Annotated in this window: 14 protein-coding genes; 5 read left to right on the top strand and 9 right to left on the bottom strand. The window is 59.2% G+C overall.

What is annotated here, in order from left to right:
• Positions 1-50: 50 nt before the first annotated feature.
• Positions 51-251 carry a DUF2842 domain-containing protein gene (locus O4G74_RS13255; protein ID WP_269403088.1) on the top strand — a complete coding sequence of 67 codons (201 nt, stop codon included), beginning with the start codon at positions 51-53 and terminating at the stop codon, positions 249-251.
• Here the strand turns inward: O4G74_RS13255 and O4G74_RS13250 are convergent.
• Together O4G74_RS13250 and O4G74_RS13245 are read right to left on the bottom strand one after the other, a co-directional pair.
• Positions 248-1,414, bottom strand: coding sequence for a phosphatidylserine decarboxylase (locus tag O4G74_RS13250; RefSeq protein ID WP_269403087.1), 1,167 nt, complete (start codon positions 1,412-1,414; stop codon positions 248-250). The two genes, O4G74_RS13255 and O4G74_RS13250, sit on opposite strands and share 4 nt — an antisense overlap.
• An 11-nt stretch (positions 1,415-1,425) precedes the next feature.
• Entirely contained in the window at positions 1,426-3,267 is a 1,842-nt protein-coding gene (locus O4G74_RS13245) for an ABCB family ABC transporter ATP-binding protein/permease (RefSeq protein WP_269403086.1), read from the bottom strand.
• Positions 3,268-3,365: 98 nt separating this feature from the next.
• Between O4G74_RS13245 and O4G74_RS13240 the strand changes: the two genes are divergently transcribed.
• The gene (locus O4G74_RS13240) at positions 3,366-3,929 is read left to right on the top strand and encodes a TIGR00730 family Rossman fold protein (protein ID WP_269403085.1); all 564 of its coding nucleotides are present in this window, start codon (positions 3,366-3,368) and stop codon (positions 3,927-3,929) included.
• 19 nt (positions 3,930-3,948) lie between these two features.
• On the opposite strand, the gene gltX is transcribed toward O4G74_RS13240, so the two are convergent.
• From gltX to O4G74_RS13220, 4 genes are read right to left on the bottom strand one after another with little or no spacing between them, the layout of a single operon-like run.
• Positions 3,949-5,292 carry a glutamate--tRNA ligase gene (gene gltX, locus O4G74_RS13235; RefSeq protein WP_269403084.1) on the bottom strand — a complete coding sequence of 448 codons (1,344 nt, stop codon included), beginning with the start codon at positions 5,290-5,292 and terminating at the stop codon, positions 3,949-3,951.
• Positions 5,292-6,950 (bottom strand): NAD+ synthase, encoded by a 1,659-nt coding sequence (locus tag O4G74_RS13230; RefSeq protein ID WP_269403083.1) that lies wholly within the window; start codon positions 6,948-6,950, stop codon positions 5,292-5,294. Before O4G74_RS13230 ends, gltX begins: the two co-directional genes overlap by 1 nt.
• A 22-nt stretch (positions 6,951-6,972) precedes the next feature.
• Positions 6,973-8,130 carry a DegT/DnrJ/EryC1/StrS family aminotransferase gene (locus O4G74_RS13225; protein ID WP_269403082.1) on the bottom strand — a complete coding sequence of 386 codons (1,158 nt, stop codon included), beginning with the start codon at positions 8,128-8,130 and terminating at the stop codon, positions 6,973-6,975.
• 3 nt (positions 8,131-8,133) lie between these two features.
• Complete coding sequence (locus tag O4G74_RS13220) at positions 8,134-9,051, bottom strand: Gfo/Idh/MocA family protein (protein WP_269403081.1); 918 nt, start codon at positions 9,049-9,051, stop codon at positions 8,134-8,136.
• A gap of 175 nt (positions 9,052-9,226) precedes the next feature.
• On the opposite strand from O4G74_RS13220, the gene O4G74_RS13215 reads away from it, so the two are divergent.
• From O4G74_RS13215 to O4G74_RS13205, 3 genes are all read left to right on the top strand, one after another.
• Positions 9,227-10,249 carry an NADP-dependent oxidoreductase gene (locus O4G74_RS13215; protein ID WP_269403080.1) on the top strand — a complete coding sequence of 341 codons (1,023 nt, stop codon included), beginning with the start codon at positions 9,227-9,229 and terminating at the stop codon, positions 10,247-10,249.
• Positions 10,250-10,273: 24 nt separating this feature from the next.
• Positions 10,274-11,182, top strand: coding sequence for a hypothetical protein (locus O4G74_RS13210; protein ID WP_269403079.1), 909 nt, complete (start codon positions 10,274-10,276; stop codon positions 11,180-11,182).
• A gap of 95 nt (positions 11,183-11,277) precedes the next feature.
• Positions 11,278-11,544, top strand: coding sequence for an HU family DNA-binding protein (locus tag O4G74_RS13205; protein ID WP_018147124.1), 267 nt, complete (start codon positions 11,278-11,280; stop codon positions 11,542-11,544).
• A 14-nt stretch (positions 11,545-11,558) separates the two neighbouring features.
• On the opposite strand, the gene O4G74_RS13200 is transcribed toward O4G74_RS13205, so the two are convergent.
• The 3 genes from O4G74_RS13200 to gor all read right to left on the bottom strand — a co-directional run bounded on the left by O4G74_RS13200 (position 11,559) and on the right by gor (position 15,878).
• Positions 11,559-12,941 carry an MATE family efflux transporter gene (locus O4G74_RS13200; RefSeq protein ID WP_269403078.1) on the bottom strand — a complete coding sequence of 461 codons (1,383 nt, stop codon included), beginning with the start codon at positions 12,939-12,941 and terminating at the stop codon, positions 11,559-11,561.
• A gap of 16 nt (positions 12,942-12,957) precedes the next feature.
• Positions 12,958-14,343 carry a class II 3-deoxy-7-phosphoheptulonate synthase gene (locus O4G74_RS13195; RefSeq protein ID WP_419715400.1) on the bottom strand — a complete coding sequence of 462 codons (1,386 nt, stop codon included), beginning with the start codon at positions 14,341-14,343 and terminating at the stop codon, positions 12,958-12,960.
• Positions 14,344-14,477: 134 nt separating this feature from the next.
• A complete protein-coding gene (gene gor, locus O4G74_RS13190; RefSeq protein WP_269403076.1) occupies positions 14,478-15,878 on the bottom strand; it encodes a glutathione-disulfide reductase in 1,401 nt (466 codons plus the stop codon).
• Positions 15,879-15,928 lie beyond the last annotated feature (50 nt).

Below are 15,928 nucleotides of genomic sequence, written 5' to 3'. Positions count from 1 at the left end.
GCAAGCCGTCACGCGGTCGCAGGTAATTCAAAGCAGCATCGGGACACGTCATGCGCAAAGGGCTCGCCGCCATCGCAATCCTTGCAATCATTGCCATCTGGATCGTGTTGGTCGGCACGATTGGTAGCCGCATCACAGATTGGCCGTTCTGGGCGCAACTGCCATTCTACGTTATCGCGGGCATCGCCTGGATCCTGCCCGTGCGCCCTGTCCTGCGCTGGATGAACAGCGCAGAGCCACGCAAGGACTAGCGGTTACCCTCGTCCTCATCCTCACCTGCGAGCCTTCGGGCCTGCTGGCGAAGTCGCTCGAACATTGTGGATGGGTCCTCATCTTCGCCCTCAGCATCTGACGATGTGTCAGCGCCCGGCTCGAAATTCGGTGTCTCCGAGACGTCTTCTGCGACTTCTGGCGGTAGCGTCTCAGGCGTTGGCTGGGTGACCCATTCTTCCTCACTCGCCTGCACTGTGGCTTCCGCTTCTTCCTCTACCGGCGCCGGAATGACTTCCGGGGTTGGCTGCGAGTCGGCTGTGTAAGCTTCGTTTTCCGGCACGTCCGCTTCATCTACAGGAGCGTCTGCCTCAACCAGCTGCTCAGGCATGACCTCCGGCGACGCAACTGCAGCGGTAGCGGCCGTCGTCGCGACCGGGGCGGTGTTTTCGGAGTGGCTCCCGGCCATCGCCTGCACCGCGTCATCATGCTGCGGTGCAGATGCAGCCTTGGTCAGTGCAAGATCCCAGAGAATTGTTTCGCCGCCCGTCAGCGTGCGGCCCGGCTGAACGATGCAGCTACCCGGCGAACGCGCCGGAATGTAGACATCACACCAGCCGCCGAGGCGGCGCGTTGCGACCGTTTTCCCCTTGGCGACCCGGTCACCTGCGTCAGACTTGGTAACAAGGCGCGGGCCGAGACCGCCGGATGCAAAGACGAAACCGGTGCGAATATTGTTGTTGCTGAACACTGCAGAGAGGCGCGCCAGCCCTTCTGACTCAGCCTTCATGGCGATGACCGCCTTCGGCTCTCCCTCAGTGCATTCGATACGGTCAAGAGCGCCCGCAATGGGTGCGTGAACGTTGTTGGTGGAAACTGGTGAGGACGCGACACGGATGCGTACGGCCGGACCGGCCATGCGAAGACTCTCCGGTGCCTCTACCTCTTCTACTGAGACGACAACGCCGTCGCAGGGCGATGTGACATGGTCCGCAGACTGCGGTGTGACACGCTCTGCCGTACGCGTGGCAAAAAGGATGATCACCCCCGGAATGAAGCCGAGCCAGAAGAGCGGCTCCCACAGCATGGCGAGCAGGATGCCGAGCAACCAGGCAGCCAGAAATCCGACAACGCCCTCAAGGTCAAAACCGCTCCTGAACCAGGGGAAGGTCTTGTGAGAGAGCGACGCGTCACGGTCTGCCATGGTAATTCCTCTTATTCGGCGGCGGTTGCGAGTCGGTCTCTTGCAACCTGATGCGCCCACATTTGTGCATACTTGCCTTCAGAGCGCAAAAGTTCGCTGTGCGTTCCGCGTTCTGCGATCCGTCCCTGCTCGAGAACGATAATTTCATCGGCATTTTGTACAGTCGAGAGGCGGTGCGCGACCATAAGCGTCGTTCGTCCGCGGGAGGCTTCGTCCAGCGCATCCTGCACAGCAGCCTCGGTCGCGCTGTCGAGCGCGGAGGTCGCCTCATCAAGGACAAGCACGGCCGGGTCAGCGAGGATGACGCGGGCGATCCCCACGCGTTGCTTTTCACCGCCCGAAAGCTTCAGCCCTCTTTCACCAACTTCGGTGTCCCAGCCATCGGGCAAGGCTCTGATGAAGGACAGCAATTGCGCACGTCGGGCTGCATCCTCAAGCGCGTCGATTGAGGCGTCCGGATTGGCGTACGCAATATTGGCCGCGATCGTATCGTTGAAAAGAACCACGTCCTGCGGGACGAGCCCTAAGGTTTGTCTAAGCGAGGTCTGTGTCACGTCACGCACATCCGTCCCGTCGATACAAACACTGCCGGACTGAACATCGTAGAAACGGAAGAGGAGTTTCAGCAGGGTCGATTTACCTGCACCAGAGGTGCCGACGAACGCCACCTTGCGGCCGGCCGCGACATCAAAGCTGATATCGGCCACGCCAACCGTGCGGGCATCATGCGTGAAGCTTGCACCGTCGAACGAAACCGCTCCCTCGGGCTTATGGAGTTCAACGGCGTCCGGCTCATCCTGTACCTCGGGCTTCATGGCGAGCAGACCATGAAGTTTTTCAAGATCGACAGCACCCTGTTTGATTTCGCGCCAGGCCCAGCCAAGGATGTTCAGCGGGGCATACAGACTAAGCAGAACGAGCATGACAGCCGTAAGGTCACCGATCTGCATCGTTCCCTGGGTGTAATTCCAAGCCGATAACGCCAGCACGGCCAGCAAGCCGGCATTCATGATGAAGGCCTGAACACCGTTCAGCAGGTACATACTACGTACCGCTTCGACATAGCGTTTGTTGTAGCGGCGCGTCGCCGTGTCATAGCGACCGGTCTCTCGCTTCTCAGCGGCGAACGCTTTCACAGTCTCGAAATTGGTGAGTGTATCGATGGAGACAGCGCGAAGCTCTGTGTCGGCTTTGTTCATGCGCCGGCGCTGGCGCACGCGCCATTCCGTGATGATGACGGTCGCAATCACATAGAGGATGATGGTCGCCACAGCGATCAAGGCCAGCCGGTAGTCATAGGCTGCGCCAAGCGCAATGGAGGCCAAAGCCAGACGAACGAAAGTCGGGCCTATGTTAAACGCAAGGAAACGGATCAGATAATCGATGGCGCTGGCACCGCGCTCGATCACGCGGTTGAGCGCGCCAGAACGGCGTGTCTGGTGGAAACCGAGAGAAAGCGATTGCGCGTGGCCGAAAGCGTCGACGCAGGCGATGCGCTGGGCATCTTGGCTGACAGGGCTGAAGAGCGCGTCGCGCGCCTGCGGGAGTGCTGCGGCCAGGAAGCGAAGACTGATCGCGAGCGCGATCCAGCCAATTGCGATTGCAAGCGGCGCAGCTTGCACGCCATCCTCACCTGCCACCCGGTTGATCGCGTCGCCGAGGATTATGGGTGAAATAACTTCCAGCACCGCTGCGCCAAGCGTAAGTATGATGGCAACCACCATGATGGGGCGCCATTTCTTCATCTCGGGCCGAGCGAGCAGTTTCAGGATTTTGATGATCGCGCTGCCAAGGCCGCCATCGGCGCTCTCGATCTGGTCGCGGTCTGGCTGCGAAGAAGTAGGTGCGGTCATGGCTGCCATATGGGACGAAATGTGCGCGGCGAACAGGGCGAGGCTGGAACGAATCCACGCAGTAGCCTAAACGCGCTTTGAAAAAGAATGAGACTGAAATGGCGAAACTGAAATCAATCTGTGTCTATTGCGGGTCGTCCGACGATGTTCGCCCCGGTTATCTGACCCTTGCCCGCAATCTTGGTCGCGCGCTCGCGGATCAGGACCTCAAGCTGGTCTATGGCGGCGGCGGTGTCGGCCTTATGGGCGCTTGCGCACGCGCGGCTCACGAAGCGGGAGGCGAAGTGCTGGGCATCATGCCAAAGTTCCTGCTTCAGAAAGAACGCGTCTTCGATGAGGTCGAACACCGCATTGTCGATGACATGCACACGCGCAAGCAGATGATGTTCGACGAATCGGACGCTTTCATCGTGCTGCCCGGCGGCATCGGCACGCTGGAAGAAGCCGTAGAAATGCTGAGCTGGGCGCGCCTTGGCCTTCACGCAAAGCCAATGGCATTTCTTGATGAGGATGGCTTCTGGGCTCCGTTCTTCGAGCTGATGAACCACATCATCGATGGCAAGTTCACGCCGGAAAGCTTTCGCGGCGCGCTAGTCCATGAGAGCACGCCGGAGAAGGCCATCGATGCCTTGCGCGACCGGATCGTCAAACTCTCCGACTAGGTCGGCACATCTTCGGAAATTAGCGTGGAAACAGACGCCGTTCGGCAGCTTCGCGCCCGATAAGCGGGAAGATCACCGACATGTCAGGGCCGTGCTCCTGACCTGTAAGCGCCTTGCGGAGAGGCATGAAGAGCCCTTTCCCCTTGCGGCCGGTCGCTTCTTTCAGCTCCGTGGTCCAAGCCTTCCAGCTTTCACTGGTCAGCTCTCCTTGTGGAAGACGGTTGCGCGCCTCTGCAATGAAGTCCGCGTCTTCGTCATCAATGACTGATGAAATCGTGCCGTAAGCGATGTCCGCGAAGGGCTTTGCGTCATAGACCGTCTCGCAATTCTCGCGAACGGCGAGCCAGAACGGCTCGTTCGCGGCATCTGGCGAGATCTTTTCGAGGTCTTCGCGAACCGCATCGAATGGCAGGTCATGCACCAGAACCGCATTCAGGCTGAGGAGGTCTTTCTCATCGAACTTGGCAGGCGCGCGGCCGATTTTGCCGAAGTCGAACTCGCTTGCGAGCGTGGCGAGGTCCTCACGGACCTCGATATTGTCGCTGGTGCCAAGCTTGGCGAGCAGTGACAGGATTGCCATTGGCAGGATGCCGCGCTGCTCCAGCGTATCCATGCTGAGCGAGCCGAGGCGTTTGGAGAAGGCGCCGCCTTCGGCATCGACCAGAAGCGGCGTGTGGGCCATGTCCGGCGTTTCGCCGCCAAGGGCCTTGAAGATTTCGATCTGCGCGCCGGAATTGGTGACGTGGTCTTCGCCGCGTACGACATGAGTGATCTTCGCGTCGATATCGTCGACGACCGATGGCAGCGTGTAGAGGTAGGATCCGTCCTCGCGGATCAGGACAGGGTCGGAGACGCTGGACGTGTCGATGCCCTGCGGGCCGCGGACAAGGTCATTCCATTCGACCCGGTTACCAGACAGTTTGAAACGCCAGTGGGCTTTGCGGCCTTCGGCCTCCAGTTTTGCCTTGTCCTCATCAGTGAGGCTGAGCGCTGATCTGTCATAGACGGGCGGGCGGCCGCGTGAGAGGGCGATCTTGCGCTTGCGGTCGAGCTCATCAGCGGTCTCATAGCAGGCATAGAGCAGGCCCATGCCGCGCAACTTGTCAGCGGCCGCATCGTACTGGTCAAAACGCTTCGACTGGTTGAACGTGTCGTCCCAGACAAGGCCAAGCCAGGTGAGATCGGCTTTCAGACCGTTCTCATAGGCCTCCGTCGAGCGCTCAGTGTCCGTGTCATCGACACGCAGGATGAATTTGCCGCCCTGCCCTTTGGCGAACAGCCAGTTGATAAGGGCTGTGCGGACATTGCCGACATGAAGCTTGCCAGTTGGCGAAGGCGCGAAACGGACGACAGGTGCGGTCATCAATCATCCCTGAAACGGTTGGTAATCGGATAGCGACGGTCGCGGCCGAAATTCTTGCCGCCGACTTTGACGCCGGGCGGCGCTTGCCTACGCTTGTACTCGGCAATGTACAAGAGATGCTCGATGCGTCTTACAGTCGCCTCATCGTGGCCACGCGCCAGGATGTCGTCGATATCGGCCTCATCATCGACGAGCCCGCGCAGGATGTCATCGAGGTCGTTATAGGATGGCAGCGAGTCTTCATCCTTCTGGTCTTCGCGCAGTTCTGCAGATGGCGGCTTGGTGATGATCCGCTCGGGGATAACCTCACCGGACGGTCCAAGCGCCCCTTCTGGCAGGTTCATATTGCGCCAGCGCGAGAGCTCAAAGACCTCGGTTTTGTAGAAATCCTTCAGCGCATTGTAGCCGCCGCACATGTCGCCATAGAGCGTCGCATAACCGACCGCCATTTCCGACTTGTTGCCCGTCGTGACGACCATGTGGCCGAACTTGTTGGAGAGGGCCATCAGCGTGACACCCCGCAGCCGGGACTGAATGTTTTCTTCGGTCGTGTCGCTTTCCTTGCCGGAGAAAAGCTCGTCCAGCATCTCATCCATGGCGCCGACGCCCGGCGCGATGTTGATGATATCGTAGCGCACGCCCAGGGCCTCGGCGCAACGTTTGGCGTCCTCAAGGCTGTCGGATGAGGTGTATTTCGACGGCATCATGACGCACCAGACCCGGTCAGGCCCCAGCGCATCGACCGCGATCGCGGCCGTTAGTGCGCTGTCGATCCCGCCAGACATACCGAGCACGACACCCGGAAACCTGTTCTTGTTCACATAGTCACCGAGCGCCAGCATCGCAGCGCGGTACTCCATATGCCATCCGTCCGGATCGAGCTCACATCCGCCATCGGGGAGACGCAGCTTGCGTGTGGCGAGATCAAACTCGACTATGGCAGTGCCGGTCTCGAACTGGCCGACGAGGCCGCAACGTTCAGCATGCACCGTGTTGGTCGCGTATGACGCACCATCAAAGATAAGCTCATCCTGACCGCCGACCTGGTTCACGAAAAGATATGGAAGCCCAAGCCGGCTCCACCGGTCGAAGGCCTCGGCACGTTCCGTGTGGATGCTGCGGCGCCAGGGCGAGCCATTGGGGATGACCAGCAGTTCGGCGCCAGCCGCCTTTGCCGCATTCGGGACGCGGTCGAACCAGACATCTTCACAGATGGCGAGACCGATCTTTACGCCCTTCACTTCAACTATACAGGCGGGCGACTTGCCCTTCGTGAACAGGCGCTGTTCGTCAAAGACGCCGTAATTGGGCAGCTCCTGCTTGTCGTACCGCGCTTCGATGGCGCCATCCCGGCAGAAAAGCTCTGAATTGTAGAGCTCGCCATCCTCAGCCCAGGGAGAGCCGATGATGAAGGCTGGCAGGTCGGCAGACTCTTTTGCGAGGTCGGCGACCGCTTTCATGCTGAGCTCAACCGCGCTCGGCTTCAGAACGAGGTCTTCCGGCGGATAGCCAAGGATGAACATCTCGCTGAAAACAACGAGATCAGCCTCATCGCGCGCGCCTGCCTCAAGCGCCTCGCGTGCAAGCTTCGCATTGCCGTTGATGTCACCGACAACGGGGTTGAACTGGACCGCCAGTATTTTGAGCACGTCTGTCATGGCGCCCACATAAGAGAAACTGTCAGCGCTGCAAAGCACCAAGGAGTGCGTCACAAACCCGGTGGACCTGCTCTTCCGTCAGGTATGGGTGCATTGGCAGGCTGAGAACCTCCTTCGAGGCACGTTCACATTCTGGCAGACCGCCTGGAGGCGAGAACTGCTCGAAGGCCGGCATCTGGTGGATCGGCGTGTCGTAATAGATCGCCGTCGGCACGCCCTTTTCCTGCAGCGCGGCCCGGATGGCGTCACGCTCTGGCACCCGCACTGTGTAAAGACCGTAGGCTGACTCGTCGCCCTCGGCGCCGATCTGGCCTTCGACCTTATCCGCAAGGCGCTCATCATAGATTGTCGCCGAAGCGATGCGGCGCTGGCGCTCATCTTCAAAGATGCCGAGCTTTTCGGAAACGACGGCGCACTGGATCGAATCGCAGCGGCCATTGATGCCGACGCGGATAGATTCCTTACGATTATCGCCTGTGCCGTGCCAGCGGATCGAGCGCAGCAGGTCGCCGACTTCCTTGTCCCGCACAAGGATCGCTCCGCCGTCGCCATAGCCGCCGAGCGTCTTGGTCGGGTAAAAGCTCGTGGCAGAGATTTCAGCGAGCGTGCCAATCCACTTGCCGTCCTGACGTCCGCCAAAAGCCTGCGCGGCATCGGCGACAATTCGAAGGTTGTGCGCATCAGCGACTGCCTGGATGGCTTTGTAGTCCGCTGGCAAACCATAGAGATCGACTGGCATGATAGCGCGCGCGCGCAAATTGCGGCTACCTTTGACCTTCTCGATTTTCCGCTCAAGGTCTGCGGCGTCCATGTTGAAGGTCGCTGGGTCAATATCGACCAGAACTGGCGTTGCGCCAGCGAGGAGGACCGCATTCGCCGTGGCGTTATAGGTGAAACCCGGGATGAAGACCGCATCGCCATGACCATAGCCGAGCGCGATGAGCGGCATGACGAGCGCCTGCGTCCCCGAACCGACAACGACAGCGTCAGCAGCACCAGTAAACTCACAGAGTTTCTGCTCGCATTCATCAACTTCAGGCCCGCCGATATAGCGGCCGTGATCCAGTATGGACGTCCAACGCTCTTCGAGTGCGCCGCGGATCGAGGCCTGCTGAGATTTCAGGTCAAAGAACTGGATCGGCGCGTCGCCGGATGGGGTGATTTTTTCGGCAGCGGCCATGGGTCAGGCTCCGGTGGTTGTCTTTATTGTTGTTTCTAGGGCTTCGGCCACGCGCACAGCTTCGACTGCTTCGCTCCCCGGCACAAGGACAGGGCCTTTTCCGAGACAAGCGGCAAAGAAGGCATTGTCTGCCGCGCCGAGTGGGTCAGGCAGGGATTGCGAGACATCTGCGCGGACTTCGAACGGGGTGGTGTTGCGGACCTCACGTGTCAGGAAGTCGATTTCGATCTCGCCGCTCTTGAAAGCGAGGCGCATCTTGCGGCGGCGCTCTTCGGCGGCGCGGCTGGATGTGATGACGGCGCGTCCATCATTGGCAAAGCCCAGCGTCGCTGTGGCCTCGTCGATGAGGCCGGAATGGATGATAGCCCCCTGCCCTTTGATCTTGTCAGCGCCGCCCATCAGGCACGCAACCATGTCGAGGTCATGGATCATAAGATCGAAAATGACCGATACGTCGCCAGCACGGCCCGTCGGCGCGGGTGGGCTCTCACGCCATGCTTCGATTACGGTCGGTGTCTCAGGCAGGTCGAACAGGCCCATCTCCTTGAGAACCAGTCGCTCCTGATGGCCGACCTGTAGAACAAGTCCGGCTTCGTCTGCCTGCGCGGCGAGCGCTTTTGCGGTCTCGCCTGTGAGGGCCAGCGGCTTCTCAACCAGCACATGGCAGTTTGCAGTCAGTGCGGCCTCAACCGTTTCGGCGTGGTAGATTGCAGGGCACGCGATGACGACGGCGTCGGTAGCGGCGAGAAGTTCAGCCTGTGAAGTGGACGCCTTTACGCCATGCTTTTCAGCAAGCTCAGCGGCGCGCGCGGTATCGGGATCAAACACACCGACAAAATCAGTGGTCTGCGATTCTGCGATCTTCCCCGCATGATAACCGCCGAAGACGCCCGCACCGATCAGGCCCATTTTGAGAGACATATACCTTACTCCAGATTAGCTGCCCCATCGCACTCCACCACGCTGGCACGCAAGCAGCCGGCACAGATCACACGGTCAAAGACTCTTGCGAATTCTTTCGTCCCCGGCTTCACAGAAGCGCCGTGTTGACCCATGTTGCCGACCGAAACCTATCAGATATGTGAGGAAGCGCGATATGTCAGACATCAACGGAACAGGCTGGGCTCTGGCGAAACGTCCAGTTGGAATGCCCAAGACGGACGATTTCAAGACAGTCGATGTGTCAGCCCCTGCCCCTAAGGACGGCGAGATCCAGGTTCGAAACACCTGGATGTCGGTCGACCCATACATGCGCGGACGGATGTATGATCGCGAAAGCTATGTTCCACCTTTCCAGATTGGCGAACTGCTAACCGGCGGTGCCGTCGGACATGTCCAGGCGTCTGCACACCCTGACTACGCGGAAGGAGACCTCATCGTATCGATGGCCGGCTGGCGCGATGTGTGGACCGGGAAGCCGGAAGACAACATGGTCAACAAAGTCCCTCAGACCGGCCTGCCTGAGTCGGCATTGCTGGGTATTGCAGGCATGCCCGGGCTAACCGCTTATGCGGGCATCCTTCGGGTCGCTGATCTCAAGGAAGGCGACACCGTCTTTGTATCGGGTGCCGCGGGCGCTGTAGGGTCAACAGTCGTCCAGATCGCGAAGATCAAGAATTGCACCGTTATCGGTTCTGCTGGCGGCAGCGAAAAATGCAATCTCGTCAAGGAACTCGGCGCCGATCATGTGATCGATTACAAGGCACATGATACGTATGAGGGACTGCTTGGCGCGCTAAAGAAGGCCGCGCCCAAAGGTATCGACGTTTATTTCGACAATGTCGGCGGCGATCACCTGCAAGCCGCTATCGAATGCGCGCGGCCGATGGGGCGTTTCGCGATCTGCGGCATGATCAGCCAGTACAATGCGACCGACGTTCAGCCCGGCCCGAACAACATTATTCAGGTTGTCGGCAAACAGCTGACACTCAAGGGCTTTATCGTATCGACTTACGCAGATATGCAGCCGCAATTCCTCAAGGACATGGCCACCTGGATCCAGAATGGCGACATGAAGTTCGAGGAGACTGTAATGGAAGGTATCGAGATGGCGCCAGAAGCGTTCCTCGGCCTGTTCCAGGGTCGCAACAAAGGGAAGATGCTCGTCAAACTCGCCTGAGCATACCCCGCACGGAGGTAAGTCATGGCGCGTCTCTTCGACGCTTACATCATCGTGGACTGGAGCGCGGCGAGCAAACCCGCGCTCGGCGCCAACTCAGTCTGGGTTGGCGCGCTCGCCCGCGACGCACGTCTGAAATTTCAGTTTCAGGCTGCTAATCCGTCTACCCGCAAGAAAGCCCGTGAGCTCATTCAGGGGCTGGTCGAGCGGTTCGTTAAGCGCGGCGACAAGGTTCTTGTCGGCTTCGACTTCAGCCTGGGCTACCCGAGCGGAACGGCTGAACTGGCCGGGTTGTCCAGAGACAAGCCAGCCTGGCAAGCGATGCACGAGTATCTCGCCTCGAAGGTCAAGGAGACGGACGACAACAGCAATACGCGTTTTGCGGTCGCTGCGAGCCTCAACTATGCCATGAGCAAGGGACCGCTCCCTTTCTGGGGTGCGCCCGCGCGGGACCGGCTTACGACCCTGACGTCAACCAAAGGCAACTTCGAAGAGATAAGCCTCGAAGAATACCGCCGCGTCGAGCGCTTCGTACGCGAGAATTACAAGGCGAAGCCGAAATCAAGCTGGCAGCTTTATGGCGCGGGCTCCGTTGGCAGCCAGTCTGTGCTGGGAATTCCAACCGTTCAGACGCTTCGCCACTCTCTGCCGAACAGCAAGATCTGGCCATTCGAGACGGGCCTGGCAGCGATGGATGCAGAGACGCTGGACGAAACCGATGTCGTCTTCGCAGAAGTCTATCCGTCCATCGTTGATGCCAAGCCACGCCCCGGCGAGGTGATCGACCAGGCGCAGGTCGAAGCACTCGCCCGCCACTATTACAGTCTGGACGAGGCGGGGCGTCTCGGTGCCCTGTTTGGAGCACCTGAAACCCTCACAAGCGAAGAAATTACACAGATTGAGGGCGAAGAAGGGTGGATTCTGCTGAAATAGCCCGTGGTTATTGGGTTTTCAGCATATCTACCCAACTCGAATCATGTAGAAAACTTTCACGGCACAAAATCGCCGTTAACAAAGAGGAGTGCCCAATGAATAAGGGTGAACTTACGAAAGCCGTCGCAGAATCTGCTGGCATGTCACAAGCAGACGCCGGCAAAGCGGTGGACGCAGTCTTCGACACCATCTCCGGCGCAGTGAAGGACCGCAAGCAGGTCGCTATCGCTGGTTTTGGCACCTTCCACGCCAAGACCCGCGGCGCTCGTGAAGGCCGTAACCCGGCAACCGGCGAAACGATCCAGATTGCCGAAAAGACCTCTGGCGCTTTCAAGCCAGCTTCGGCTCTGAAAGACATCTAGGTCCGTCCAGGAACCTATGATTTGCGGCGCGTTGGCTTCAGCTGGCGCGCCGCTTTCGATTCCAGCAGTGCAGTCTGGGCCAGGCCAGCAATGAACGAAGCTATGAGCACAGCCTGCATCATGCCCATGGCGCCGCCGCCGCGCTCCATGCCGAGATACCAGGTCAGAGGCAACATGAGCAGGAAATATGAGCCGAGATGAATAAAGGTCGGCGGCCAGATCACATTCTGCGCGCGCATCGCCATCGAGGCCACGTTCTGAAGACCATCGAAGACGATGACGAGTGATGTAAATCCGATAATCGGCACGAGGGCGGCATGGATCGCAACGCCGGCGACTTCTGCATCAGACCGGATCAGGATTGAAGCCAGCTGCTCGCTGAACACCCAAACAAGCAATCCTAGCACTATCCCGATCAGCAGGGTCGCGATGATTCCAAGCCGGGACGCTTCGCGCACCTGGTCTGCATTCTTCCGCCCATAGGCCTCTGCGACGCGCACGCTGGTCGCCGTTCCAAGTCCCAGAAAGGCCATGAAGCAGAAGCCGATAACGTGGATCGCCATGCCGTAGATCGTATTCACGGAAGTGCTGATCAGCGTTGCGATAATGAAGGTCGAATTGAACCCGCCCCATTCGGCAACATTTGAGACGGCTGTCCCATACCCGACAGAGAACATGCGGCGCCCTTCATCTGCTGGCGCCTCGCTGGATGGCTTGAAGGCTGGTGTCATCTTCCAGACGGCGACGAGAAATAGCGCGACCAGAAACCAGCGCGTACCCGTAGTCGCGATTGCAACGCCGTCCGCACCAAGCTTGGGCATACCCCACCACCCGGCGACGACAGCAAGGTCAATAACCAGATTGACCAGTACGCCAGCATACATGATCGCCGCCACGATAAGCGGCCGCCTGAGAGCTTCAAGATAAGACCCTGCGACATGGGTGAGCATGTGACCGATGAGGCCGAGCGCGAGGATACGCGTGACTGACGCCGTGCCAGACGCGACCTCATTATTGAACCCAAACAGGCGAAACATCGGCCCTGCCGTCAGGAAGATGACCACTGTCAGGATTGCTCCGAACCACAGTGAGAACCGGATACCGCGTCTAAAGATGCGTCCTGTGTCCTTGCCCTGCCCTATGCCTGCAAGTTCAGCAGTTAGGACCGAAACGCCCATCAACAGGCCCATGGTCAGGCCAAGCGACACACCGATTGGCAGCCACGAATTCAAGACGAAGGGAACTTCTTCCGGCGCATTCTGCCCGAGCACGATAACGTCAGTCAGCCCCATCAGCATCATCGCAGCGCGTGAGACGGCAATCGGCCCTGAAAGCCGCAAAAGATCCGCAATGTCAGATGGCCGCGCCCAGGCGGGCCAAACCCGCCTGCGACGCATGGCGCTGTCTCCCCAGTCAGCTCGCTTGGCGAGCCTCGGCGTTTACCGCCTCTTTCATCAGCTGGAGCTTCTCTGCGATCAGGAAGGCAAGTTCAAGCGCCTGTTCGCCATTGAGGCGAGGATCACAATGAGTGTGGTATCGCGATGACAGGTCAGCTTCGGAGATTGCCTGTGCACCACCGATACACTCCGTGACATCCTGACCGGTCATCTCGAAGTGCACGCCGCCGGGATAGCAGCCTTCGCTCGAAACGATATCGATGAACTGGCTGATCTCGGACAGGATCCGGTCAACCGGACGGGTCTTGAAGCCGCTATCAGTCTTGAGCGTGTTCCCATGCATCGGGTCACATGACCAGACAACGTTGCGACCGCTGTTCTTGATGGCACGAACAAGCGGCGGAAGACCTTCTTTTACGCCCTCCGAGCCAAAGCGTGAGATGAGCGTAATGCGACCCGCCTCGTCTTTCGGATTCAGTGTCTCGATGAGACGAAGAAGCTCATCGGTTTCCATGCCTGGACCGCACTTGATGCCGAGCGGATTGTGAATGCCTTTGCAGAACTCAACATGCGCGTGATCGACCTGGCGCGTGCGGTGACCGATCCACAGCATGTGCGCGGACGTGTCGTACCAGTCGCCCGAGGTTGAATCGACGCGCGTCATTGCCTCTTCAAAGCCGAGCAGAAGCGCCTCGTGCGAGGTGTAAACATCCACCTGCGCCATTTGCGGCACGGTCTTGGAGCTGACACCGCACGCCTCCATGAAGGACAGCGCGTCCGTGATACGCTCCGCGAGTGCTTTGTAGCGTTCTGCCTGAGGCGAGCGGTCTACGAAGCCCAGCATCCAGCGGTGGACGTTTGCGAGATCTGCATAACCACCGTGAGAGAAGGCACGCACCAAGTTCAGCGTAGACGCCGATTGCGAATAGCTCTGGATCAGTCGCTCCGGATCCGGCATCCGGGACTCCGGCGTGAAATCCATGCCGTTGATATTGTCGCCTCGATAAGATGGCAGCGTAACGCCATCAATTGTTTCGATCGGCGCTGAGCGTGGCTTGCCGAACTGGCCCGCAAGGCGGCCGACTTTCACGACCGGCTTGGACGCGGCGAATGTCAGAACCACCGCCATCTGCAACATAACGCGCAGCGTATCGCGAATATTGTCGGCGCTGAATTCCTTGAAGCTCTCGGCGCAGTCACCGCCCTGAAGCAGGAACGCCTCGCCCCTGGAAACCGTCGCGAGCTGCTGCTTCAGCCTGCGGACTTCGCCGGCAAATACGAGCGGCGGAAAGTCTTTCAGGCGTGCTTCCACGTTCGCAAGTGCATCAACGTCCGGGTAGTCATCCGGAATGTGATTGGCGGGCCGTGCCCTCCAGCTGTTTGGCGTCCAAGTCATATTCATATCTCCAGAGCGGGGCGTATTAGCGGCCTCCGTTCGAATGGGCAAGTTTTACCACAGATAAGGTTTTTGTATCGCGACCAATGCAGTTTACGGGCGGTCCGGGCCCCACAGTCGCAAGATTTTGCCATTCTGGATCAGGCTGGTTCAGTCTCCGGCACCCATTTCTGGCGAAGGGTCACGATCTCTTCCGCAATGGTCGGGTGAACAGCGCAGGTCGCGTCAAACTGTGCTTTGGTTGCGCCCATTTTTACAGCGACCCCAATCATCTGGATCATCTCGCCTGCGTCCGGACTAACGATGTGAACGCCAACCACCTGATCGGTCTCGCCATTCACCACGAGCTTGATCATGACACGCTCAGGATCATCCAGGAGCATTGTCTTCATCGGCCTGAACTTGGTCTTGTAGATGTCGACCTTGTCGAGCGTCTTGCGGGCTTCGGCTTCTGTCATGCCGACCGTGCCCACTTCTGGCTGGGTAAAGACCGCCGAGGCGACATCGTCATGCTCGAAGTGCCATTCCTTGTCGCCGAAGATCGTATCTGCAAAGGCATGACCTTCACGAATGGCGACCGGCGTCAGCTGGATGCGATCCGTCACATCACCGACGGCAAAAATGTTAGGGACGCTGGTGCGGGAACTGTCATCAACGATAACTGCGCCCTTGTCAGAGAGTTTCACTCCCGCCGCCTCGCAGCCGAGCCCATCTGTCGCCGCGCGGCGGCCAACTGCCATAACGATCTTGTCGGCATTGATCTCCATGCCGTTGCTCAGCGTTATGCAGTAAGGACACTCTTCGCCTTCAACTTCGCGGATTTCCTCGAAGACGGCAGAGGTGACGACGCGGACGCCCGCTTCCTTAAGCCCTTCGTGAACGGCTGTCCGAACGTCCCAGTCGAAACCGTTCAGAACCGTATCGCCCCGGTAGACGAGGCACGTCTCCACGCCGAGGCCAGCGAAGATATGGGCAAACTCACAGGCAATGTATCCACCGCCCGCGATGACGACGCGTTTCGGGAGTTCGTCGAGGAGAAAAACCTCGTTTGAGGTCATCGTGTGCTCGACACCAGGCAGCTCTTCCGCCGAGGGTCGCCATGGTGTGCCACCTGTCGCGATTAGGATGCGGTCGACCGTAAATGTCTTGCCGCTCTCCTTGAGCACAACGGTGTGCGCGTCTTTCAACTCTGCGCGCTCCTCAAAAACGTCGACGCCCGCATTGGCTAGATTGCGCAGATAAATGCCGGACAGCCGATCGACTTCCGCGTGCATGGCCGACATGAAAGCAGGGAAATCGAAGCCCTTCTCTTCTACCTGCCAGCCATACTGACGAGCTTCCTCGATCTTCCGGCCATAGTCGCTTGCATAAACCATGAACTTCTTGGGGACGCAGCCGCGGATAACGCAGGTGCCGCCAATGCGGTACTCTTCTGCAATGGCCACGCGCGCGCCGTTCTGAGCAGCGATCCGCGCGGCGCGTACGCCGCCGGATCCCGCGCCGATGACGAACAGATCGAAGTCGTATTGAGCTTCAGCCATCGAGAAATTCCTTCCGGTACTTTTAACCTGCCAGCCTAGGTGGCGGCAGT

Origin of the sequence: Henriciella marina (assembly GCF_027213945.1) — a bacterium.
GTDB classification, from domain to species: Bacteria; Pseudomonadota; Alphaproteobacteria; order Caulobacterales; family Hyphomonadaceae; genus Henriciella; species Henriciella marina_A.
This window is presented reverse-complemented; position numbering and strand designations above follow the sequence as displayed.